This window comes from Vibrio sp. E14 (genome assembly GCF_020515785.1).
In the GTDB taxonomy this organism is placed as follows: Bacteria; Pseudomonadota; Gammaproteobacteria; order Enterobacterales; family Vibrionaceae; genus Vibrio; species Vibrio diabolicus.
Genome location: NZ_JAHPJI010000005.1, coordinates 53,283 through 76,855, shown reverse-complemented (window position 1 = coordinate 76,855; position 23,573 = coordinate 53,283). Strand labels below are relative to the sequence as shown.

At 43.6% G+C, this 23,573-nt stretch carries 19 protein-coding genes; 3 read left to right on the top strand and 16 right to left on the bottom strand.

All coding sequences use genetic code 11. The features are described 5' to 3' along the window. Positions 1-7 precede the first annotated feature (7 nt). Positions 8-370 carry a hypothetical protein gene (locus LIX84_RS15000; RefSeq protein ID WP_226421637.1) on the bottom strand — a complete coding sequence of 121 codons (363 nt, stop codon included), beginning with the start codon at positions 368-370 and terminating at the stop codon, positions 8-10. Between the two features lie 481 nt (positions 371-851). Here LIX84_RS15000 and LIX84_RS14995 point away from each other — a divergent pair, with 481 nt between their 5' ends. Then, on the top strand, positions 852-1,409 hold the full coding sequence (locus LIX84_RS14995) for a DUF3750 domain-containing protein (RefSeq protein ID WP_012841873.1): 558 nt from the start codon (positions 852-854) through the stop codon (positions 1,407-1,409). 51 nt (positions 1,410-1,460) lie between these two features. Here the strand turns inward: LIX84_RS14995 and LIX84_RS14990 are convergent, their stop codons facing one another. The 7 genes from LIX84_RS14990 to LIX84_RS14960 form a co-directional block, all read right to left on the bottom strand. Then, positions 1,461-3,038 (bottom strand): sensor domain-containing diguanylate cyclase, encoded by a 1,578-nt coding sequence (locus LIX84_RS14990; protein WP_047008725.1) that lies wholly within the window; start codon positions 3,036-3,038, stop codon positions 1,461-1,463. A gap of 189 nt (positions 3,039-3,227) precedes the next feature. After that, positions 3,228-3,704 (bottom strand): heme-degrading domain-containing protein, encoded by a 477-nt coding sequence (locus LIX84_RS14985; protein WP_005393342.1) that lies wholly within the window; start codon positions 3,702-3,704, stop codon positions 3,228-3,230. Then, positions 3,701-4,741 carry an oxidoreductase gene (locus tag LIX84_RS14980; RefSeq protein WP_226421636.1) on the bottom strand — a complete coding sequence of 347 codons (1,041 nt, stop codon included), beginning with the start codon at positions 4,739-4,741 and terminating at the stop codon, positions 3,701-3,703. Before LIX84_RS14980 ends, LIX84_RS14985 begins: the two co-directional genes overlap by 4 nt. An 11-nt stretch (positions 4,742-4,752) precedes the next feature. Next, positions 4,753-5,526 carry a DeoR/GlpR family DNA-binding transcription regulator gene (locus LIX84_RS14975; protein WP_226421635.1) on the bottom strand — a complete coding sequence of 258 codons (774 nt, stop codon included), beginning with the start codon at positions 5,524-5,526 and terminating at the stop codon, positions 4,753-4,755. Positions 5,527-5,713: 187 nt separating this feature from the next. Then, positions 5,714-6,715, bottom strand: a complete 1,002-nt coding sequence (locus LIX84_RS14970) for an HAD family hydrolase (protein WP_046875208.1) — start codon at positions 6,713-6,715, stop codon at positions 5,714-5,716. Positions 6,716-6,874: 159 nt separating this feature from the next. After that, on the bottom strand, positions 6,875-7,957 hold the full coding sequence (locus tag LIX84_RS14965; protein WP_226421634.1) for a tetratricopeptide repeat protein: 1,083 nt from the start codon (positions 7,955-7,957) through the stop codon (positions 6,875-6,877). 40 nt (positions 7,958-7,997) lie between these two features. Continuing rightward, complete coding sequence (locus LIX84_RS14960; protein WP_226421633.1) at positions 7,998-9,320, bottom strand: anaerobic sulfatase maturase; 1,323 nt, start codon at positions 9,318-9,320, stop codon at positions 7,998-8,000. Between the two features lie 177 nt (positions 9,321-9,497). Between LIX84_RS14960 and LIX84_RS14955 the strand changes: the two genes are divergently transcribed. Then, on the top strand, positions 9,498-10,286 hold the full coding sequence (locus tag LIX84_RS14955; protein WP_226421632.1) for a formylglycine-generating enzyme family protein: 789 nt from the start codon (positions 9,498-9,500) through the stop codon (positions 10,284-10,286). A gap of 58 nt (positions 10,287-10,344) precedes the next feature. Here LIX84_RS14955 and LIX84_RS14950 read toward each other — a convergent pair whose 3' ends face one another. After that, positions 10,345-12,666 carry a multiheme c-type cytochrome gene (locus LIX84_RS14950; protein WP_226421631.1) on the bottom strand — a complete coding sequence of 774 codons (2,322 nt, stop codon included), beginning with the start codon at positions 12,664-12,666 and terminating at the stop codon, positions 10,345-10,347. Positions 12,667-13,059: 393 nt separating this feature from the next. On the opposite strand from LIX84_RS14950, the gene LIX84_RS14945 reads away from it, so the two are divergent. Continuing rightward, positions 13,060-14,625, top strand: coding sequence for an arylsulfatase (locus LIX84_RS14945; RefSeq protein ID WP_226421630.1), 1,566 nt, complete (start codon positions 13,060-13,062; stop codon positions 14,623-14,625). A gap of 178 nt (positions 14,626-14,803) precedes the next feature. On the opposite strand, the gene LIX84_RS14940 is transcribed toward LIX84_RS14945, so the two are convergent. The 7 genes from LIX84_RS14940 to LIX84_RS14910 all read right to left on the bottom strand — a co-directional run bounded on the left by LIX84_RS14940 (position 14,804) and on the right by LIX84_RS14910 (position 23,339). Continuing rightward, entirely contained in the window at positions 14,804-16,225 is a 1,422-nt protein-coding gene (locus LIX84_RS14940) for an aspartate kinase (protein ID WP_005393366.1), read from the bottom strand. Positions 16,226-16,309: 84 nt separating this feature from the next. Then, entirely contained in the window at positions 16,310-16,696 is a 387-nt protein-coding gene (locus LIX84_RS14935; protein ID WP_005393369.1) for an ectoine synthase, read from the bottom strand. 15 nt (positions 16,697-16,711) lie between these two features. Beyond that, a complete protein-coding gene (gene ectB, locus LIX84_RS14930) occupies positions 16,712-17,977 on the bottom strand; it encodes a diaminobutyrate--2-oxoglutarate transaminase (protein WP_048626335.1) in 1,266 nt (421 codons plus the stop codon). Between the two features lie 34 nt (positions 17,978-18,011). After that, a complete protein-coding gene (ectA, locus tag LIX84_RS14925) occupies positions 18,012-18,545 on the bottom strand; it encodes a diaminobutyrate acetyltransferase (protein ID WP_005393379.1) in 534 nt (177 codons plus the stop codon). A gap of 314 nt (positions 18,546-18,859) precedes the next feature. Continuing rightward, entirely contained in the window at positions 18,860-20,521 is a 1,662-nt protein-coding gene (locus LIX84_RS14920) for a BCCT family transporter (RefSeq protein WP_006741592.1), read from the bottom strand. A 191-nt stretch (positions 20,522-20,712) separates the two neighbouring features. Further along, positions 20,713-21,459 (bottom strand): 3'-5' exonuclease, encoded by a 747-nt coding sequence (locus LIX84_RS14915; RefSeq protein ID WP_226421629.1) that lies wholly within the window; start codon positions 21,457-21,459, stop codon positions 20,713-20,715. Next, positions 21,459-23,339 (bottom strand): DUF294 nucleotidyltransferase-like domain-containing protein, encoded by a 1,881-nt coding sequence (locus LIX84_RS14910; RefSeq protein WP_226421628.1) that lies wholly within the window; start codon positions 23,337-23,339, stop codon positions 21,459-21,461. The genes LIX84_RS14915 and LIX84_RS14910 overlap by 1 nt, the downstream gene beginning before the upstream one ends. Positions 23,340-23,573 lie beyond the last annotated feature (234 nt).

Sequence of the window (23,573 nt, the reverse complement as noted above, 5' to 3'; positions counted from 1 at the left end):
CCAAGTATTAACGCAAAGTAATACTGGTGAACTCATCATTTTCAATACCAACCACTAAAGGCTTTTCAAGCTGATCGCTGTTCATCAATACGGTGGTATTTAGCTCTCGACTTGATCTGCGTATTTTGCTTTTTCTGATGATATGTATATTCACAATGTAATCGGAATATTCCTTCGTGACTCCTCCAGAAAACTCCACATGTTCACTTTCATTATCTTGAACCACATGAAATTTTCGATTTGCTTGAATATCAGCGCTGAGTGAAGAGTCACCATAGTTCAGTACAACGGACGTTGGTTCACTATCTTGATTGGCAAAACAGCCAAATGCGAACATGCATAATGCAAGTATACTTTTTGATTTAAACATTGGTTATTCAATTTCTAGTTATTTTTCTGCCATTTGCATTACCAAACAGCACTCCTTCCGTAATCGCCCATTGTGCCACAGGTGTACGCAAGTCTCTAAATACAGTAAAAGGATGTACGATAAAATTCCGCTAAAAATGGGGAGATCACAATACATCTGAGGATAAACCAGCCTATTTAATCGCCACCAACAACACCCAAGCAATTGTTTTTATTGAATTTAAAAGTAATAAACAATGTAAGCCATATACGTACAAGCTCTTACTTTTTCATACGCAACTAAGCAAGTTAATAGAGAGAGACAATATTGTCTATGCCACATGTTACAAATCTGCTTACCTCATTATTACGTATGACCCGATATTGTGGCGCTAGCCTTCCCTTCTTTTTAACGAAGGGAAGATTTAACAATAAGGCTTGCACCTATTTTATAGCTAAAATCAATAAAGCATTTCCAACATCGGTTGGTCTAGGAGCGATCAATGAAAAACTCTCTCAGTTTTACTCATCTATTAAAAGTTGGCTTGATATCAATCGCAGCTTTGATGGGTGGATGCACTCAAGGAGATTGGCGTACCGCAAGCAGAGAACCTGCCGGTATCGCGCCTGACCCTTCCAATGTGAAACATGCCGTAATTGAGTTTTATGCCGCAGATGCATTTGGTTGGCGAGGCTGGTTTGCGGTGCACACTTGGTTTGCGATAAAGCCTGAAAATGCGAACGAATATACCGTGTATGAAGTGGTCGGGTGGCGCGTGAATCGTGGACAACCCGCTCTGTATCAATACCAAACGGGCACACCAGATCGCTACTGGTATGGTGCGAAGCCAGAAAAAATACTCTCAATACAAGGTGAAAAAGCCGATAAACTTATCCCAAAAATACAAAGCGTTATCAACCAATACCCTTGGGCTGAAGAATACACGTTGTTTCCAGGACCAAATAGCAATACATTCCCGGCTTGGGTGGGCAAGCAAATTCCAGAGTTAGAACTCGACTTGCCATTTAGAGCAATTGGTAGCGGCTACGCCAACGAGTAAAACAAAAGCTTGGTAACTGGCGCGTTTTACGTTCAGTGCATAGCACTATACCTATTGTGCGTCTTCACCTAACTCGGTTCTGTTTCTTCCGTTGCGCTTTGCTTTATACAGAGCGTTGTCAGCGTCTTTCATTACCGCTTCAATTGGCATATCGTTGCCTTTCCAGTGAGAAACACCAAGTGATACCGTTACCTTACCAACGACCAGGAAATCGTGTTTTTCTACGTTATGCCTAATCCGCTCAGCGACATCAACCGCGTGATGAACATCCGTCGCTTCAAGGAACATCATGAACTCTTCCCCACCGGAACGGCAAAGATGATCATTCGCTCGGGCTTGCTCTTTCATCAACTGAGCGAATTCTTTGAGTAGATTGTCACCCACATCATGACCATAGTTATCATTGACGCTCTTAAAGTGATCAATATCCAAAGCTAAAATAGAAAAAGCGGTGTTTTCTTGCTTAAACAAGCCTAGAACTTTGTCTAAGCCGCGTCGATTTAACAACCCAGTCATCGCGTCTGTTAGCGTATCCAATTGCAGCTTATCAATGGTTTTTGAAACGATACCAAACGCTTTGAGAAAACTGAGCTTCAAATGTGAAGCCTCAAAATACCAAGACTTAACCAGCTTCAAATCATCGATGGATGAGGAGTGCTCTTCTACTCCTCGAACAGCGCCAGCCAATTGCCATAATGGTCTTGAAATAAGTAGAGAGAAGAACCAGATCAACAGCAGAGTTAATAAACCAATTGGAATCGATTTGAAAAATACACTCCACATCTGCTCATCTAGCACCATTAACGTCATTGATTTCGGGCGCTGAGCGACAATTCCCCACCCTGATGATTCAACTGGTGCATACCCTGCTAGCATTTCAACACCGCGAGAGTTCACAATTTCTTTGTTACCACGCTGACCCATTGTCACGGCGTTAATTGCCATATTATCGTTGATCACTTCACCAACCCGCGATTTATCTGGGTGGTAGATCAGCGTATTGCTTTCGTCCACAACGTAAAGGAAAGAGCCATCTTTGTAAGCATGCTGGCTAAGTAATTCCGCAAGAATATTGTCCTTCTCTAAATAGATAGTACCGCCGATATAGCCTAAATATTCATTGGACTGAGAAAATATAGGGTATGAGATCGTTAACAGATAATTTCCTGCGGGTGAGATGAATGGCTCAGTGACAACGGGCGCTTGAGCATTTAAAGATTGACGTTTTCTTTCACCAACGAGCTTTACACCTTTAACCTGAAGTGTCTCTGGTGATACAGAAATAATGACGCCTTTCGCATTAACGACAACCACAGAGTTGAATGATTTGGTTTGCTTTCTCAGCCTCTCCGCCTCTTCGTCAAGAAACTGAGCATCGTGCATCTTATCTTTTAGCAAGTTCGCACTGTATTTTAGCTGCGACATTGAGCTTTCTATGAAAGAGTCCGTCATTTCTGACATTTTTTGCGCATAAACGCGGTTGGACTCTAACGTGTTATTGATGATGAGATCTCGTTGCACTCGATAGATCGAATAAAACGCATTGATCAAAGTGACAAGCACACTGAAAACACACAGGATTACAATAAGGTTTCTAAGATTAAGTTTTTCTTTTCTTCTAAAGGACATTTGCCAACTGCCAGCTTCGATGGCTTTTTGTATGAATGAGCGTATAGGTTATATGAAATCGATTTAATTTTCAGATAGGAAGTTGGGAGCAATATTAAATATTTTCTCACATAATAGAACGCAAAATGAGCTAATAAGAGAATTCAGTGACACAAAATAAATGCCGTGCCACTGTAATATCGCACAACTTTAAGCAAGCTCTGTGCTCGTCATTACCATTGTCTTTAATACATCGACAACAAGCTGATGATCATCTAACTGCGGTAAACCCGATACCGTCACAACCCCAATTAAACCAGAACCCATGATTCGAATTGGGAACGCGCCACCATGAGCACAATACTCACGCGCATCGAGATGTGGCTGATTTTCAAAATCACGCTGCTTTTGCTTATTGTATAGCGAGAGGTAGTAAGAGCTGCGACCATATCTCAATACTGAGTTTCGCTTTCTACGAACCCAATCCAAATGGTCAGCGCACGTTCCTGTCATCGCGTATTGAAATAGCGTTTGTCCAAAACCGTAGACCTCAATAGCCACAGCCGCGTCACAGGCTTCCGCCGCTTCTTTTAAAGCTAAACCAATAGACCACGCAACTTGATGGTTAAACTCTTTCAATTGAAGCTCATGCTCTTGTTGAGCGACGAGCTCAAGCGTTAAGCTCATGATTTCACCTGAATCGTTTTACCCGTTTTACTGCTTTCCAATGCCATCTCAATCAGAGCGATATTCTGTACTGCTTGAACGGCAGGAACCGGGTTATCAGCACCCAGGCGAATTGCGTCCGCCACACCAACAAAATAAGCTTGATACGCACCTCTCTCCGTTTTGATAGTTTGCGCACCGTCTTCGTCGTAGCGGACACCGTATAACGCCTCGTCCTCTTCCGACCAAGCATCGTTCTCCGGTAATCGGCCTTCTTTTAAGTAACCTTCTTGAGGATCTAATCCGAACTTTTCATATTTAGCCTCAGTACCCAATACTTTATAACGCAGGTTTGGTTCTGGGCTGTATAAGTTTGAATGTAAATGCACAATATGGTCTGGGTAATGAAGCACTAAGTTGTAGTAATCAATCGTCGTCGCGCCCGGACGCATCATTCGACACTGTGCGTCTATCGCATCTGGCAAACCAAATAACACCAAGGCCTGATCGAGAAGATGGGGAGCAAGATCGAATAAAATACCACCGCCATCTTGAGCCTGCTCTCGCCAGCGTTGACGAACTTCAGGACGGTAGCGATCAAAGTGCGACTCAAACAACCTCACACCACCTAACTTACCTTGTTCGATAAGCGATTTAACGGTGAGAAAGTCGCCGTCCCAACGCCTATTATGAAAAACGCTCAGAACCAATCCTTTTTCTTCTGCTAAGGCGATCAACTCATTCCCATCTTCTATGCGCGTTACAAACGGTTTTTCAACAATGACATGTTTCCCATTGTTCAACGCGCGCTTTGCGAGCTCGTAGTGCACGTCATTTGGCGCAGTGATGATCACAAGCTCAGCGTCACTGTCATCGAGTAAAGTATTGGCATCAGCAAACCACTGAGCATCTGGCCAATCATTTTGGACCGCTTCCTGTTGACGAGAACTTATTGCGCTCAACGTCAAGTTTGGCAGTGCTTTAATGAAGGGTAAGTGGAAAGTTTTTGCTGAATATCCGTAACCAATCACGGCGGTCTTTACGGGATCGTAAGCCATACTAAGATTCCTTATTTCGGTGAAACAACAATACATTCAATATCATTGTGGTCGAGAAGTTGTTGAAAATCTGATTGAGGAGCATGATCGGTAATAACGATGTCGATCTTTGACAAATCACATACATGGTGAAAATTGTCGCTTCCAATTTTGCGGGATTCACAAACGACAATGACTTGTTGAGCTTGCTCTATCATGGTTTGTTTCATGGTTGCTTCTAGCTCATTATTTGTCGTCAACCCTCGGGATGACAACGCGCACACACCAATAAACGCCTTATTCACATGATATTGCTTCATTTGTTGTTCTGCTTGTGCACCCAAGATCGCTCTGGCGTAGGGGTCAAAGTGTCCACCTAAGAAATGGACGTCCATTGATTCACTTTTTTCAGCAGCGATTAGTACGTCAATACTGTTGGTGACCACGTTGAGCTTATCTTCTTCACAGCGTGCTTTTTCTACGTAAAGTGGGAGCAAAGATAAGATAGTACTGGTATCAACAACAAGGTGGTCACGCTCATCCACAAGCTTAGCGGACGCTTGAGCGAGGCGATGTTTAGTGTCGCTAATTGCTCGACTGGAGTACGCCTCTGTAGAGGAAGATATCGGGGCAAGCATGACGCCACCTCGGATTCTTTGTAATCCCGGTAGTTGGCTCAACTTAACTAAGTCTCGACGCGCTGAATCTCGCGAGATGCCAAAATACTCGCAAACTTCCGATAACGTTATTTTGTTTTGTAGCTCTAGCTTGGCTCTGAGCTCTATCAATCGCTCTTCTTGCGTCATTACTTAAATTCACTTAAGTGGTTTTAAGCAATAATGCCACACAGCAATCAAATAACCAATACGGACACACGCAATATTTGCTTATGCTTATACCAAACAGCATTGTTAAGTTCAGGAGATGAAGAGCGTTTTGCTCATCACCCCCTATCACAAAATGTTTGGTGTAATGTTTATGTTGGCTGGGTCGCTATTTTTTCATCGCTTCTTTAAAAACTTGATTCCAATCTTGTTTCATATCGACAAACAGCCAACCTTGCTCTTCACCCACTTTAAATGATTTGTCTAATTTCCCCACGTGAGAGTCTTTATCATACGCCCATTCACGCTTGTCATCCGTGTGATGGATAACCGCTGAAAATCGTGGGCCAGACCCCGCTTTAGTCCACTCTAGCATTTGTAAGTCACCGTCAGAATTACCAAATGCCATCACCGGGCGCTTACCAATGAAGTTCTGGATCGTGACAGGCTTCACCGCTTTATCATTCACAAAATCAATTTCTGGCAAGCGTTGAATCGTTGGCTTTCCATCAACGACCTGATACTCCGCTTTTAATGTCGTCCCAACGATATTTTGCGTTGGGATCCCGTATACTTCTGGTGCCCAAACACGCATGAAATCAATGCCACCTCCAGAAATTATATAGGTCTGGTAGTCATTTGCTCTCAAATAGTCGAGTAACTCAAGCATCGGTTGATAAACCATTTCAGTGTATGGCTTTCCCGTCGTAGGATGCACGGCCGTTTTCATCCACTCCTTCACTTCTTGATGGAACTGATCAGTCGACATTCCGGAGTGAGTCGCCATAACAAGCTGCATCACCCCTTCAAGGCCTTGCTTGCCAACCCCCTCCAAGTCACCTTTTATTGCCGAAGCAAAAGGTTCTGTTGTTTTCCAATCAGGATGCTCAGAGGCCATCTCTTTCACTTTATCGATCGCAAAAAACAGCTGTAGATAAACGGGTTTTTCTGCCCACAGCGTCCCGTCATTATCAAACGTAGCGATCCTTTGGCTTTCAGGAACATAAGCGTCCGAGCCTTGAGTCGTCGTTTTAGTAACAAACGCCACAATAGCTTGCTTCGCACCGGTGTTGTTCCATGACGGCAGAGGATCTTGCACATCAGCAGCAATGCTATAGCTAGACAGAGCAAAACTTGTCGCAAGGACAATCACCTTTAACTTTATAGCCATTTTAATTCCTTATATTGAGGTACGGGATGCAAATCCAAATGAAAGTATAGTTCACGATTAACAAGCGCAATTCAGAGCAACATATGCAACGACACCAGAAAGTGACCTTGTAACTAGAAACACGCTTTAATTAAAGAAGCTTACTGATAAAGTGTTGAGTTAGCTGGCGTCAACCTGCTCTGAAGTACTTTGACGTCCCTTTTTCTGATTAAGCTCATCAATCACGTAATCCGGAGCCACTTTCTTAAGTTCCGCTAAACACTGTTCAGACTTGGGGTTGTCGTAACGAATGTAGATATCACACACTGCATAAAGCTGCTCCGGCGCGCCAGAGATCAAATAAGCTTTTTCAAAAGCGTCCACAGATTTTTTAAGATCTAACTCTTCTTGCAGAACACCATTTAAGTACCAAAAATAACTGTTGTTCTTCGCCATATTAGCGGCCTTTTCAATTTCGCTAGCGGCATCATGCTTCTCACCAAGTCTTACTAGCGCCAATGACTTCGAGTAATGCAAAGCAGCGTTATCAGGAAAAAGTGTGATTGCTTCATCAAGTACTTGGATAGCTTGTCGATCTTTTTGTTGCGCTCGAAAATTGTCCGCATAGCTTAACCAGACTTGCGGGTTACTTGGCATCAGCTTGGTTAGCTCTGGATAAATCAATGCTGCTTTGTCCCACTCTCGATGCCAACGATATACATCGGCAAGGAGTAATCTAGAAACGTTGTCAGTTTTCTGCGACAAGTAGGATGTTAAATCAGTCACCGCGCCTTCGAGTGACTGTTGCTGCTCCGAACTTAAACTGGCGTAATCTCGAACCAAGTTTATCGCTGCGGTAATTCGAACCATTGCATCGTCATCACTTAGCAACGGGGAAACCAGACGCCAGCGATGCTCTATCATATAGGGTTGAGCTCCTACAATTGCCGCTTCACGAATTCCAGCATCTGCATCTTTCAAACCACGAGCGACGGCAACCAAAGCGTTTTGGCTGGGGTAGTTGGCCAGTTCACGTAAAGCATCAATACGCTTTTCTGAAGACAACTTTTTGTTTTGTGCATCATAAGACAACTTTTCGACTTGCTGTGCTGGCGTCATAGGTTCTTCTTGAGATGCTATCTCAACGGGTGAAACTCTATCTGAATTGAGCGGAGGTTTATCTTGAGCCCAAACGCCTTGGCTTAACGCTACACTCATCGTGAAAGTTAAAAGTGACTTCGTAAAACGCGTTATCTTTTGCATTGATGAGACCTTACTTTTATAAAACTGGACCAGTTGAATCTTAGAACTTAGTGTCAAAAACAGGTCGATTAGACGCTTTCAGGTGCAAAACCTTATCACTGTATTTACCGTGTACCACAGGGTTGCCCACCGCTCGTAAAATGTACGCCATTGATTTGTCGACATGCGCAAAAAACTTCTTCCAACCTGCACATAGATAGTTAAGGCCGGGCTCACCTTCTCTGGTGCGAATAAATCGGTTTTTAGGGCATTCTCCAAAGCATGCAAACTGATAATCACAATTAACACACTGCTGAGGCAGTGTACGACTTTTAGCAAACCCGAATTTCTGCTGGTCAGGGCTATAAGCGAGAGTATCGAGTTTTTCGCGGTGAATATTTCCGATCTTGTATTCCGGGTAAACATAGTGGTCACACGCAAAGACATCACCGTTTGGTTCCATTGCTAAACCTTTGCCACAGATTTCACCTAGCGTGCATAGTGGGTTTTTTCTTCCCATCCATGTTTCCAAACTCGCTTCAAAATACTGTACAAAAACGTTACCAATATCATGCACGACCCACTCATTGAATATCGCGATAAGGAAGTTACCCCATGCTTCATCCGCCACACAAAATGGCTCGACAACCGAATCCTTGTGGCCGGGAATCAGACGTTTATCACCTTGCATTAGTTGATCATTGGGCTTCCAAGTTTGTGGCGCTGTTGTTCTGAAAGTTTTCTGCTCAACAATCGGAATAAACTGCATTTGAGGGGAACGTACTTCATCTCGTAAGAAGCAATACACTTCCAATGGGTTTCGGCTGGTCAAGTTGTTCACACACGTGAGCGTTGCAAACTTCACTTCATGCTTATGTAATAGCTCAACGGCGTTCATCACTTGTTTAAATGTGCCTCTTCCCGCTCGATTTGTTCGGTAAGCGTTGTGCATCATCTCAGGGCCATCGATGCTTAAACCGACAAGAAAGTGGTTCGCTTTTAGAAACTCGCACCACTCATCATTAAGAAGCGTGCCATTAGTCTGAAGATCATTAGAGATCGTAATACCATGAGGGCGGTATTTATCTTGTAATTCAACAATTCTTTTGAAGTAATCCAACCCCAGCATGGTTGGCTCTCCACCTTGCCAAGAGAAGATAATTTCAGATGTGTTCTGCCCTTCTATGTATTGGCGGATATAGCTCTCTAAGGTTTCGTCATCCATTATTGGCGAGCACCCTTGCTTATATTCCAACAAATCTTGTTTGCTTAAGTAATAACAATAAGTGCAATCGATGTTGCAAGCAGCACCAATGGGCTTTGCCATCACATGTAAACGCTTAGATGCTTTTCCGTTGAACTGCGGCCCTTGAGTTATGTGCATTCATCACCTTCTTAGTTGCTAACCTGTCCCCAATGATGTCAAACCTAATCATCGAGTTAATCGCCTAGGGTGATGATAATGTTCAATTATTCTCGGCGCTTGTTATAGTGTGTATAACCGTTTGTTATGGTTTTGCTTGCTAGACTTTTTGATCAAAGTCGTTGACGGAGTTGCCGAATGAAGCATCCCAAAAGTAAGATTATTTCCCTTGTCTCAGCCATATCGGTCACGCTGATAATTAATGGGTGTGCAACAACCCCACCAAACTCTCTCGCTCAGAAAATCGATCAAGATATGGTTCTTGTCGAAGGTGGGCAGTTTACGATGGGCGCAGATAATCCATCAGCCAAAAAGTCAGAGGGCCCAGCTCGCACTGTTAACGTTGATGGATTCTATTTGTCAAAATTCGAGGTAACTCAATCGCTCTTTGAAGTTGTCACTGGCTCCTCTCTAAGCTACTTTCGAGATCCAAATACACCCGTCAATAATATTAGTTGGCAACAAGCCAATTATTTCATTAAGAAATTGAATGAAAAAACGGGAGAGCATTACCGTCTACCAACAGAAGCTGAATGGGAGTTTGCCGCTAAAGGCGGAATTTTAAGCAAAGGCTTCACTTTTTCTGGATCAAACAATATTGACGATGTGGGTTGGTATGCGAATAACTCGCACAATAAGGCTCATAAGGTAGGTCAAAAGCAACCAAACGAGCTCGGGTTGTACGATATGACAGGTAACGTAGGCGAGTTTGTGATTGATGCTTTTGACGAAGGTTATTACAAAACAGCGCCCAGTGATAATCCGGTAAACGCAAAAGAGGAAAAAGAAAGCCTTGCACACAAGTCTGTACGTGGCGGCAGCTTTGCTTATGACGCAGACGAATCTGAAAACTATCGCCGCGATTTTGCCAGCCAATCCGTCATTATGTCTGACATGGGCCTTAGACTAGCGAAAGACGTATACTAAACTAAGTAGAGAAAGTGGCGCGATAAAGGCTCCACTTTTTACTATTGGTGTTTAATCTCTACAGATTCGCAATAGATGCTTTCAGCTGATCAATAGCCTGCTTAGGAGCATAATTACTCAGCTCTTTTAGACACCTATCGAAAGCAAAAGCGACAACGCCTTTTTTATGATTTCTCGCTAGAACTTCGCATTGAGCATATAAATGTTGAGGGTTCCCACCGACTTTAAACGCAGTCTGCAATGCCTTACTGGCTTCCAGAACGTCACTTTTTTCCAAAGCTAGACCATAAACATACCAGTAGTGAGCGTTAGTCTTTCCTAATTCTGCGGCATGTTTAAGTAGAGCTTTGGCCTCATCTTCCTTGCCTTGGCGTAACAAAGAAAGACCGGCACTGTAAGGTAATGAGCTGGATTTAGGCTGAGCTTTCATCCCTTGTTGTAACACCCAGAGCGCAGCTTTTTCTTTCCCAAGGCGTCGATACAGGTCCGATAAATTCACGTAACTATTTTCGAAATAAGGCTCGATACTTATCGCTTCTTGGTATAACGCAATTGCCTTATCGATTTCGCCTAAGCTGCGGTATACATTTGCCAAATTGGTTCTACCAAAACCACGATCGGCGTTAAACTTTTGAATGTCCATGTACTCTTCAAGCGATGGTTGAATCCTATCTTTTTGTAACGGCGTCATTTGCGCATAGCTGGTCACTAATACCGAAGCCGCCTCCGCCCTCACTGAAAGTACGGGATCATCCAGCAGTGGTTCTAAAATTCGCCATCGATCATGAAACTCATAACCAGACGAGCCCGCGACTGCGCCGAGCCGAATCATTTCATTCTCATTTTTAACGGCCCTTGCGAGCGAAACAGTCGTATTTTGGTCAGTATTGCCGCCCATTCGCTCTAATGCAGAAGCTCGTATGATGTCTTTTAATGATGAATCCTGAGCAGAGTAAGCCAGAGCATTCGCCGCCCCTTTGTGCCCAATTGCATCGGCATAAAACGCGACAGCAAAGTGTTGTTGATTGCGGTATTGAGAGTGAGGAAACCATTCGGCTATCTGCGCATCCGCCCACTGGTTACTCTTATCCTCATGACAAGACGTACATACATTGGGCGTATCGATGTGTTTGCTCAAGTCAGGTCTAGGTACGTGCCAACTGTGGTCTCTACGAGGATCGACTTGCATATAAATCGTTTCTGGCATGTGACAAGTCGTACATTGTGACGCTTTGGATCCCGCTTCATGGAAGGTGTGGTTTTCTGGGGTATATTCTGACGCAATATGACATTGTGAACATACCGCCTCTTCTGGGATGTTTAGTTTTGCCGAATGAGGATCGTGGCAATTGGTGCATGTTACGCCTTTTTCAGCCATTTCAGACTGAAGAAATGAACCGTAAACATAGTCTTCATCGTAAATTTGGCCATCGTGGTAGTAGAGTTCTGGAGTGATCAGGCTTAACCGATATTTATCGAAAAATGAGCCTTGAATGTGATCACCAGTCTCATTTAACTGCGTTCGACGGCTGTGACATTGTGCGCACGTCTGAACTTGATTTGTTTCTGCGATTGCTTTTGGTTGTAACGTTCTATGGCCCTCCTCAAATACCCACTCGGTTACCGCTTTAGATAAATTTCGGTCAAAACCATAGTGACTATCTGTATCGAAAAAGCCTCCTGTAGATGCGACGTTTTTCGCCAACTCGATGTGTCCACTTGCAGGGCCATGACACGCTTCACAACCAACATTGATCTCGGACCAAGACGTATTGTAGGTATTTTTGATTGCGTCATAGTTCTTCTTTAAATTGGTCGAATGACAGTCTGCACACATGAAATTCCAATTTTGCCCAGTGTTAGTCCAGTAAAACTCATCTGTCGTTGTTGTCTCTGGATAAAGGTGAAACCAGCGCTGACCACCTTCCGATTTCGTCCTTGAATCCCACGCAAAAGGAATGAGCTGTACACGACCGTCTTCAAACTCCACCATATATTGCTGTAACGGTTCCCAGCCAAATGTGTAGCTAATTTTATAATCATGCCATTCACCATCAGGGCCTTGAATATTGACCCAATACTCCTCGCCTTGTCTAAAAAAACGGTTGGGTTGCCCATCATGCGTCAATGTGCGGTTATCAAAATCACCTTGAACAGATTCTGAGTTTGCATGTTTCATTGCCATATCGTGATGAGAGCCCTTCCAAGCCTCCACCTCTTGTTGGTGACATTCCGCGCACGTTTGCGTGCCGACATATTCCAACCCAAGCTTCGTGGTATTTTGGGAACTCTCTATCACTGATGCCTGGGAAAAAAACGAACCACTCACCATGACGATACCCAGAAATAGACACCGAAACCGACCTGCCCACTGACTCATAACTATCCTTAGTATTTAGATGGTGCAACTTGAATCAATATAGTCGCTAACCCCTTGGTTATACAAATAATTAGAAGTGAAAGGCCTTCAAAATGAGTGCTCCATTCTTCGTCCCCCGATTAGGGAGTATCTCGGTGTTTTTGCTGAAACTTTATTCGTCTCACCAGCAACCTGCTCTGGTGTTCATTAGTGACCCATCTCTATTTTTAAAACCTCCCCAAATCATCAAAATGACAAGTATTTTTATTTAGAAACAAATAGTTAAATACCCTCAATAACTTATGGTTATAAAGAGTATAAGAGGATTTTTCTATACACATCATTAACTTATGCAGCACCTAAGCACAGGGTTTACTTGTGCTTCTCGTTACTCTCAACCACCTGGAGTTTTTTATGGCAAACCAATTGAGAAAAATCGCAGTAGGCGTCGGACTGTTAGCAACGTCCAGCGCAGCGATGGCGGCAGACAAACCCAACATACTTGCAATTTTCGGTGACGATGTCGGTTACTGGAACATCAGCGCATATAACCAAGGTATGATGCGTTACAAAACCCCTAACATCGATCGTATCGCGAACGAAGGTGCTTTGTTTACAGACCATTACGGCCAACAATCTTGTACTGCCGGTCGAGCAGCATTCATTACTGGCGAAGAACCATTTCGCACTGGCTTGCTGACGATTGGTATGCCGGGTTCCAACCATGGGATTCCAGATTGGGCACCAACTATTGCTGACTTACTAAAAGACCAAGGTTATATGACAGCTCAGTTCGGCAAAAACCACTTGGGCGATCAAGATAAGCACCTACCTACCAATCATGGTTTTGATGAATTCTTTGGTAACTTGTACCACCTTAATGCAGAAGAAGAGCCCGAAACCTACTATTACCCTAAAGACCCAGAGTTCCGTAAAAACTATGGTCCTCGTGGTGTAATTAAATCTTATGCCGACGGTAAGATTGAAGATACTGGCCCAATGACGCGTAAACGCATGGAACACGCGGACGAAGAGTTCCTCGAAAGCACTTTATCGTTTATGGAGAAAGCGGTTAAAGCAGATAAGCCTTTCTTCATCTGGCATAACTCTACGCGCATGCACGTGTGGACCCGATTACAAGAGAAGTACCGAGGTAAATCCGGTGTTAGCATTTACGCTGATGGCATGTTAGAGCATGACGATCAAGTCGGCGTATTGCTCGACAAACTCGATGAGTTAGGCGTTGCTGACAACACCATCGTTATTTATACAACAGATAACGGCGCAGAGACCATGACTTGGCCTGATGGGGGCGCAACCCCATTCCACGGTGAGAAAGGTACGACTTGGGAAGGCGGTATGCGTGTGCCTCAACTTGTGCGTTGGCCAGGTGTCATTAAGCCAGGAACGAAAATCAACGAAATGATGGCTCATCAAGACTGGTTGCCAACATTGTTGGCGGCAGCTGGCGTTCCTGACGTGAAAGAAAAGCTTGCTGAAGGTTACAAAGCAAATGGTAAAGACTGGCGTGTCCATATAGACGGCTACAACTTCATGCCATACTTCGAGGGAAAAGAAGAGAAAGGACCACGTGAGTCTCTGCTCTACTTCACCTCAAATGGTGAACTAAACGCAGTACGCTGGAATGACTGGAAACTTCACTTTGCAACTCTGGAAGGAAACCTAAGCGACGCCGTGCGATCTGTACCAAACTGGCCTAAGATCATTCACTTACGTGCTGACCCATTTGAAAAAGGTCCTAGCGAGTCACAAATGTATCTACGTTGGATGGCAGACAACATGTGGTTGTTTGTACCAATTCAAGACGTTGTTGGCGACTTCTTTAAAACGTTACCTGAATACCCAATGCAACGCGGTACAACTATGAACCCTGCTTCTTTAAATTACGACTCTTTGCAGATGCAAGAAAAGATGCAGCAGTTAGAAATGCTTCAACAGGAAGTGAATAAAGTTAAGTAATCTAATTAATCACTCTAGATTGCGTTACTGAGCCAGCAGCTCTGCTGTCTTATCTGTATCTCTACGGACACACTTAGCTCGGTAGTTTACTCCATGCAAAGCGGGCCTATATTGAGAACACAGAAAAACAAAAAAGGAGAGCAAACCTGCTCTCCTTTGTATTTTAACCGTGAATAAACTAAGCTACGTTAACCGATTTAGTTAAACTATTGCTCTGAAAGAATTCATCATGCAACGCACAAATCGCACGCTGATATTCTTTATCACCCACTACGAACTGAACGTTTACATTTCTCATTGATGAGTGAAGTGCAACTGGCGTTACGCCATTGTTCATCAAAGAAAGTACACCTTTCGCCAGTGTCTTGTTGGTGTCAATTTGAGAACCGATGGCTGAAATCAGCGCGACCATACGGCCTTTAATCGACGCATTCGGATAGCGTTTTTCAGCTTTATACAATACTTTGTTCAAGCTATCAGTACTGCCACCTAGATAGTAAGTAATAGAGTTCGCGTTCATCTCTTTACCAACTAAACTTACGCGAGCATCAGAGATAATTTCCATTAATTCGTAGCTAACGTTATCGGCTTTTCCCACCATCGCTTGGTCAAACAAATGCAGTGCAAACACTTTTTCTTTACCTGCGATAATTTCGACTTTGTCTTCTTCTGGGCGGTAGCTTGAAGAAATCAAAGTGCCTTCGTGTTCAGGTTCAAATGTATTTTTAATCTGTAGCTCAATACCACTCTCACGTAAACCTGCGGCTGCATTTGGGTGAATAGCTTCCATGCCAAGGTTAGCAAGTTGGTCTGCTACGTCATAGTTTGTACTACCAATTGGCAAAACTTTTTCAGGACCAACAACACGCGGGTCTGCAGAGCTCAAGTGATATTCTTTGTGAATTACCGCTAAATCCGCTTTTGTTATCGCTGCAATTCGGCTAAATGTCATCTCACTATAACCTCGGTCATAAGTGTGCATTAGGCCTTCCTTACAGTAAGCATAACCTGTAACGATTGGCAGTTCTTTTGACACATCGATATCAGCAAACGCATCACTGATCGATTCATCAAGGCTTCTTGGCGCTTGATTGTCCCAACCGGACAGGTCAACGAACTTAGCGTTAATACCCATATTTTTTAGTTTCAGTGCCGTGTTGTAAGCACTGTGCGCCTCACCGATAGACGACAGAAACTCTCGAATTTGAGGCAAATACTGACGTAGCGAAAACTGACCGTACTGACACGTTTCTAAAATGTTCGCAATACAGTTTTTTGCTTCAGCAATACGTGAGCGAATGAATTTATCTGCACGGATACGATTCATTGGGTCCGCGAAAATATTTTCATTTGTGAGCAGCATACGGCTTTCTACATATGCTAGCGCTTCTTCCCATTTGTCATCACGTTTCGCGATAAGCTGATAAACACCTGGCTTACTGGTTTTTTTACATTCGAGTAGCGCGTCGGTCATACCGCCGTATGCAGAAACGACAAAGATACGATTGTATGGCGATTTAGGACGAAGAATAATGTTGTCGAGAACAGCATCAAATGCTGTCATTGATGTACCGCCGATTTTTTCTACGGTAAATGTCATGATAAGCCTTTTTTGATTGGTAACTTTAAAAGAAAAAAGAAGAGATAGTTGATCGTGGGGCGACAAGCACCCCACCTCTATCTTTTAGTCAACGAGAGGATAAACACCATTTTCATCGTGCACTTCAGCGCCGGTAATTGGTGGGTTGAATACGCACGCCATTACCATTTCTTTATTCTTATAAGCTCTCAAGTAGTGCTCATCGTGTTTATCAAGGATGTATAACGTACCCGGTTTAATCGGGTAAGTTTCTCCACCAACGACTTCAATTTCACCTTCACCGCTCATACAAAAAACCGATTCTAGGTGATTTTGATAGTGAATGTGTGTTTCAGTACCTTCATAAATCGTAGTAATGTGGAAAGAAAAACCCATGTTGTCATCTTTCAACAACATACGGACACTTTCCCAGTTATCTGAAACCACACGTCGCTCACTGTTGCGACACTCATCGAGTGTTCTGACGATCATAATTAATAATCCTTATTAAGATGCTTGTTTGAAATGTTTCGCAGCGATGGTTTCCACTGCACTTTCAAAGATGCTTAGTCCTTGGTCTAATTCTGACTCGCTAATCGTAAGTGGGCAGAAGAACTTAACGACTTCGTCGTCAGGGCCAGCTGTCTCAATTACCATTCCGTTTTCGAAACAGTTTTTCGCGATTTCAGATGCCATATCACCGTTGATACACTCAATACCAACCATCATGCCGCGACCTTTTTTCTGTACAAACATTTGTGGGAAGCGACAAACACAGCGATCAATAACAGCACTTACTTTGTCTGAACACTGCTTGATGTGTGTTTCAAAGTCATCATTTGCCCAATAAATTTCTAAAGCTTTCGCCGCGGTAATAAATGCATGGTTGTTACCACGGAACGTGCCGTTATGCTCACCTGGCTTCCACTGGTCTAACTCTGGTTTAAGTAGAACGACGGCCATTGGCAAACCGTAACCACCGATCGATTTCGATAGCGTCACGATATCTGGTTGAATACCTGACGGCTCAAAGCTAAAGAAAGTACCTGTGCGTCCACAACCAGCTTGAATGTCATCGACGATCACAAGAATGTCATTGGCTTTACAGATTTTGCTCAAACGTTGTAACCACTCGTTTGAAGCAGCATTTAAACCACCCTCGCCCTGCACAGTTTCAAGAAGTACAGCGGCTGGTTTATCCATACCTGCAGAGTTGTCGTTCAGCATGGTTTCGAACAGAGCTAGACCATCAACGCCAGCGTAACCTTCAAATGGAATACGAGTGACGTTACTTAAGCTAGAACCGTTACCTTGTCTGTGATGCTGGTTACCCGTTGCAGCCAGTGCGCCAGCTGTACAACCGTGGAAACCGTTGGTAAATGCAACGACGCTGTCGCGACCTTTTACTTTTTTCGCTAACTTAAGTGCTGCCTCAACGGCGTTAGTACCAGTTGGGCCAGTAAACTGGACTTTGTAGTCCAAGTTTCTTGGTTTAAGGATGTAAGTATCCAACGCTTCAAGAAACGATGCTTTCGCTTCTGAGTGCATATCCAAACCGTGAGTAATACCGTCCATCTCAATGTACTCAAGCAGTGCTTGCTTAAGTACTGGGTTGTTATGGCCGTAATTTAGAGATCCCGCTCCAGCAAGGAAGTCTAAGTATCGTTCACCTTGTTCTGTTTCCAGCCAGCAGCCTTTCGCTTTACGAAAAACGACTGGGAAATTGTTTGAATATGAGCGTACGTTGGATTCCTGCTTTTTGAAAATATCCATGATGAGACCGTTTTTAATTCCTATTGTTTGAGGATTATTTGAGAGGAATGCGATACAAATATTCTGTATCGTGTTTGCCTTTAAAGTGGGCTTCTTCGTCCAAAAATGTGCTTACTTGGCCAGAGTTGCCGTTCATCGCATCTAACTTTTTGAACAATGCCCAAGAGGCTTTATTATCTTCCGTGATGGTAGTTTCTACCGATTTAACACCGCCCAATTCCTCTCGGGTGAGAAGTTCTTTCAACATGCGGAATGCTAAACCGTGACCTCTAAAGCGAGGTGAGACTGCAACTTGCCAGACAAATAAAACGTCTTGCTCGTCTGGTTTCTGATAACCGGAAATGAAACCTGCGATTTCGCCTTTTTGCTCAACCAAAATACTGGTTTTGCTGAAATGCGTAGACTGTAGGAAATTGCAATAAGATGAGTTCATGTCCAATGGAGGACAGTCTGCAATTAAGCTGTAAATGTCGTCACCATCAGAGATTTTAGGCTCACGAAAAATCCATTTTTTACTTGAGTCTTCTCCAATCTCTGGATAAAGAACCCAAGGTGCTGATGTGATCATGTGGAAATACATATCCTTTGAGGTCTAATTAAATTTCCTTTTTATTATGGGCATTCCTCGCGACTAAAAATCAAATAATCCGCCTTTTTATCGGTATTTTTGTGACGTGTATCACAAAAGCATGCCGTTTAACCAAATCTTAAAATAGTTCGAGGTCTAATTTATTAAAAAATCACTTAAAGAATAAGTATAAAAAACGAACAGAGAAAACAGTCCTCCATGGTCTTCATTTCTCAGCAAAAAATTCAAAAATCAAAAAAAAGCGGCGTGCTTTCGCATGCCGCTTTATTCAAATATTTAACTGCTGATGTTGGTTATTTCGATTTCTTCTTAGAAGCCGCTTTTGGACGAGGTTCATCCATCAAGCCTTTTACTAGAGAAACCGTTGCAACAAGCAGAACAATCGTAAATGGTAGGCCTGTGGTCACGGCCATTGCTTGAGCTGCCGCTAGGCCACCACCAAGCATCAGTGCAATCGCAACTAAGCCTTCAAACGTACACCAGAACACGCGTTGAGGCGTTGGCGCATCGACCTTACCGCCCGCAGCAATAGTATCAATAACCAGTGAACCAGAGTCTGAAGAGGTAATGAAGAATACCACCACCAAAATAATACCGACGAAAGATGTAATTTCAGCTAGCGGCATCACATCTAACATGGCAAATAGTTTTAACGGTAATTCCGCGTTGAACACGGCTTCATAACCATCGCTCACGTATTGGCTTATAGCGTTACCACCAAAAGCGGTCATCCATAACACACAAACAGAAGAAGGGATAAGGATAACGCAAATAATGAACTCACGAACGGAACGACCACGAGATACACGCGCAATGAACATACCGACAAATGGTGACCAAGAAATCCACCAAGCCCAGTAGAATGCTGTCCAACCTTGAGAATAGTTTACGTCTTCTCGTCCAAATGGCATTGATAGCGCAGGAATATTAGCCACATATGACACTATATTTTCGAAGAAACCCGTTAAAATCGCGATCGTCGGGCCGACAACAATAACGAAAAGCAGTAAAAGCGCAGCGAGACCCATGTTGATCTCAGATAAGATTTTCACGCCTTTGTCTAGTCCCGCAACGACTGAGATTAAAGCGAGTGCGGTGATGCCAATAATCAATAGTACCTGCGTAGTATTCGTCATTGGAACATCAAACAGGAAGTTCAAACCCGTTGCGGCTTGAGACGCACCGTAACCTAGAGACGTTGCCAGACCAAAAACTGTCGCGACAACGGCAAGAATGTCGATAATGTGACCAGTCCAACCCCATACACGCTCACCAAACAGTGGGTAAAAAATGGATCGCATGGTAAGTGGTAAGCCTTTGTTAAACGAGAAAATCGCCAAACCAAGAGCCAATAGCGCATAAATTGACCACGGATGAAGTGCCCAGTGGTAAATCGTCGCCGCCATGCCTAGTGCAGATGCAGCACTTGCATCGCCTTCTGCACCACCTAGAGGGGCCCAGTCAGTACGAACACCGTTCTCAACGTTCACGCCACCAATAGCAGAACTAAAATGAGACATAGGTTCTGATACACCAAAGAACACCAGACCGATACCCATACCTGCTGCAAAGAGCATTGCCAGCCAACCCGCATAGGAATAATCTGGCGTCGCTTCTGTACCGCCGATTCGTACCCGACCTAGCGGTGTAAAAATCAACCCAACACAGACAATGACAAAAATATTACCAGATGCGAGAAAGAACCAATCCAAATGGTGTAACAAACCCGCTCTTAGATCTGCGAAAAACGGCTCTACCTGTTCTCGAAATAATAGTGTTACTACAACAAATAGGATGATTGCTAAACCAGAAATTGCAAAAACACGGTTATGAATATCAAGGCCAAACGGGCCTACTTTTAACGCGACGTTATCCTGACCAATTTGATAGTCAGTGTCTATCGCGTTTACCTTTCCATCGGGGCGTTGAATGCCACCGTTATTATCGGTGCTCACGGATAATCTCCTTAAAAATACGTGACCAAATTTAAATTACTTTCGTCGGAGTTTGAGTGATGAAGCCTCCCATCACTACCAAGCACATGTTCAAAAAACATAGTTCTTATAAGCGGTTACTCAGTCCGCCATCATAATCGCAAAGCCCCCTACCTTTCATTGCATTTTATTGTCTTCATCATAAACAACGCTTATTGCCAAATCGAAGAGATTGGCATGCTTCGATTAAAATGATATTGCAACTGTGCTTGAAACAGTTCAGCAGTTGCCAGCGCATCGGTCAAAGCATGATGAGGTTGATAAGCAGGAAGGTGATACCTTTCACGAGCATGCCCCAGCCTGACAGAGCCTGGCTTCTTACCTTTTAACTTATTGAATAGGCCACTGCATTCACGGCGCTGTATCGCGTGTTCAATGTCTAGCGTATCGACAACGGGAAACTGTATCCCCTCCCCAATGCTATTTAGCAACGCGTTATTAAAAAACTGCCTTTCGATATTTTTATAATGAACAAGCACAACTTTGCCTGACAGCGCATCCAATATTTCCCCTAAAATGTGGGTTAATTGGGGCGCGTTTTTGACTTCAGAATCAGTGATGCCATGAATCACGACTGACTCTTCGTTTAACTCACGATTAGGGTTAACAACCCAATGCGCAGAGCCACTACATTGAACACGATCAATGGTAAACGGCACAAGTCCAATCGTGAGAATTGCATCCTCTTCCGCATTCAAACCTGTCGTTTCAAAATCTACCGAGACAAATGGCACTTCCTCAACTGGGGTTTCCCCATTAACCATCGGTGTCGAGTAATAACGTTTGAGTCTCTCGTCTCTTGCTTCTTTCTCGAGCTGTTTGAATAACGTTGACCACTCTGGCGTCCGAGACGTATCCAACAACGGCTGATCTTTTGCTGCCTTTTTTGAGAACCACATTACTTGCTACTTCTCTGGTATCGGAACTTGATGAAGTTCTGTGCATTACTAAGGATTTGGAAAGCAGCTTTTAAGTTTCGGCGCTCAAACTCTGACATGTTCTCTGGCTCAATGTTGTTATCTGGTTCATCTCCATTTTCGATATCGAGTGCTTGATGACGAATTCGAACCATGTAGATCAATTCCATTGCATCCCTCAAGTCCATTCCTCGACCTTTAGGTAAAATGCCCGCATTATTGATATCGTCTAAACGGTCAAACGAGTTTTGCGAACGGGAACCAATTGCCAATGAATGTACTCGAATCAAATCTGCCAATGGCGCAGTACCTCTTCTTTTCAAATTAATAGAATTGCGGTGACGACCATCTTTTTCCATAACAAAATCTTTGAAGAAGCCCAATGGCGGTGTACGACGTATCGCGTTGTAAGCCATACATGCAAGGAAGCGGTTGTTTCTTTTCGCGCGCCTAACAATAAAGCTGCTTAATTGTTCCGCCCACTTCACTCGCCCATGAACACCTAATAAATCAAAAAAGATATTACTGTTTAACAACCTTTCAGGAGTTGGGTTATCTATCCAGTTGCCAAAGCACTCCTCCCACTCCGCTCGGGTTTTTCGCCACTCTGGATTGGTTGCCATAATGTCGCCAGTACAGTAAGCATAGCCGCATGCTGCTAAACCATCACAAACAAATTTGGCAAACTTTTCAAAGTACTCCCCGTGCATCTCAACATCATAACTGTTGTCGAGAATAAGGGCGTTGTCTTGGTCCGTTACAATTAACTGCTCATCCCTGGCCATCGATCCCATAGCGACCAAACAATACGGAATTGGCGCAGGGCCAAGTTCTTGCTCTGCTAATTCAGCCAAACGCTGTTTAAAGCTACTACCAATTACCGACATGGCTCGACCAATCATATGAGCGTTGGCATCTTCATTCACCATTCGTACAAAGCAGTCTTTCACTTGTTCAGAAACTTGCTTGAGATCTTCAACGCTGGTTTGTTGGAAGATAGAGCTAACGAGCAGCAAGCTGTTTTGAGATTCATAACGGACAATATCCGTCATGCCAATAATTCCTATCGGCTTTTTATCTTTTAAAATTGGGAGATGGTGCACGTTGTAGCGCAACATGGTTAACATGGCTTCAAAGACATAAGCGTTGTAATCCAGAGACACCACGTCATAACTCATGACCTCACTCACTGGGATATTGGTATCAATGCCCTGAGCTAATACGCGAATGCATAGATCGCGGTCAGTCAATATTCCAAGTAGTTGTTCATCATCTTCTTCTGTGAGTTCTTCTGCTGGGCGAACAATAAGCAAAGAGGTGACATTTTCCTCCGCCATCAGTATCGCGGCTTCTTGAATCGATGCCGTCGCCTCCAACGTTACCGGATCTCTCGCTAAGATCTTACGTGCCTTGGCAGTGGTAAAGTCATTGCTTTCTGAGCGGCTGGATATTGCGCTTCGCAAACGCGCGCTGTCTTCCAGTTCCATGTAGTCAGCAAAGTTTTCAAACTCGTCACAAAGCTCGTTGAAAATATCCTCCGGAATACAGTAAACCAAGGTGTCTTCTATCGCTTTGGCAGGCATACGCACACGGTTGTTCATTAACAACCCCATCTGTCCAAACAGTCCACCAGCGTCAATCCTGTTATAGAGTTCGCCTTTACGTCGGTAGATCTCCACAGCGCCGCTTCTCACCATATATAAGTCGCGGATCGTGTCTCCAAAATTGAGTATCTCTGTGCCTTGCCGAAAGTATGCAACCTCGGCATTTAGAGCGATCTTTTTTAACTGCTCTTCGGGTAGATCATCGAAAGGTGGGTACTGACTAATGAAGTTGAGCACTTCTAACTGTTCGGCTTCCATCTTTTATTCCATACGTTGCCTAAACTACAGCGATAAATATCACCAAGATTGAAATCAATCAATGAATAAATCTAAGAATAACAACACCTAACCCAGTTCGCAGAATAAAACTCCAATTAAAAATTAGAGCTCTAACGTTTTTAAATATAGACCTCTAATCTATTTCTCCTTATAGCTATGCAGGTGGGCTGAGTTGAAATGTACTAAAAACTTCAAAATAAATTCAAACCAATG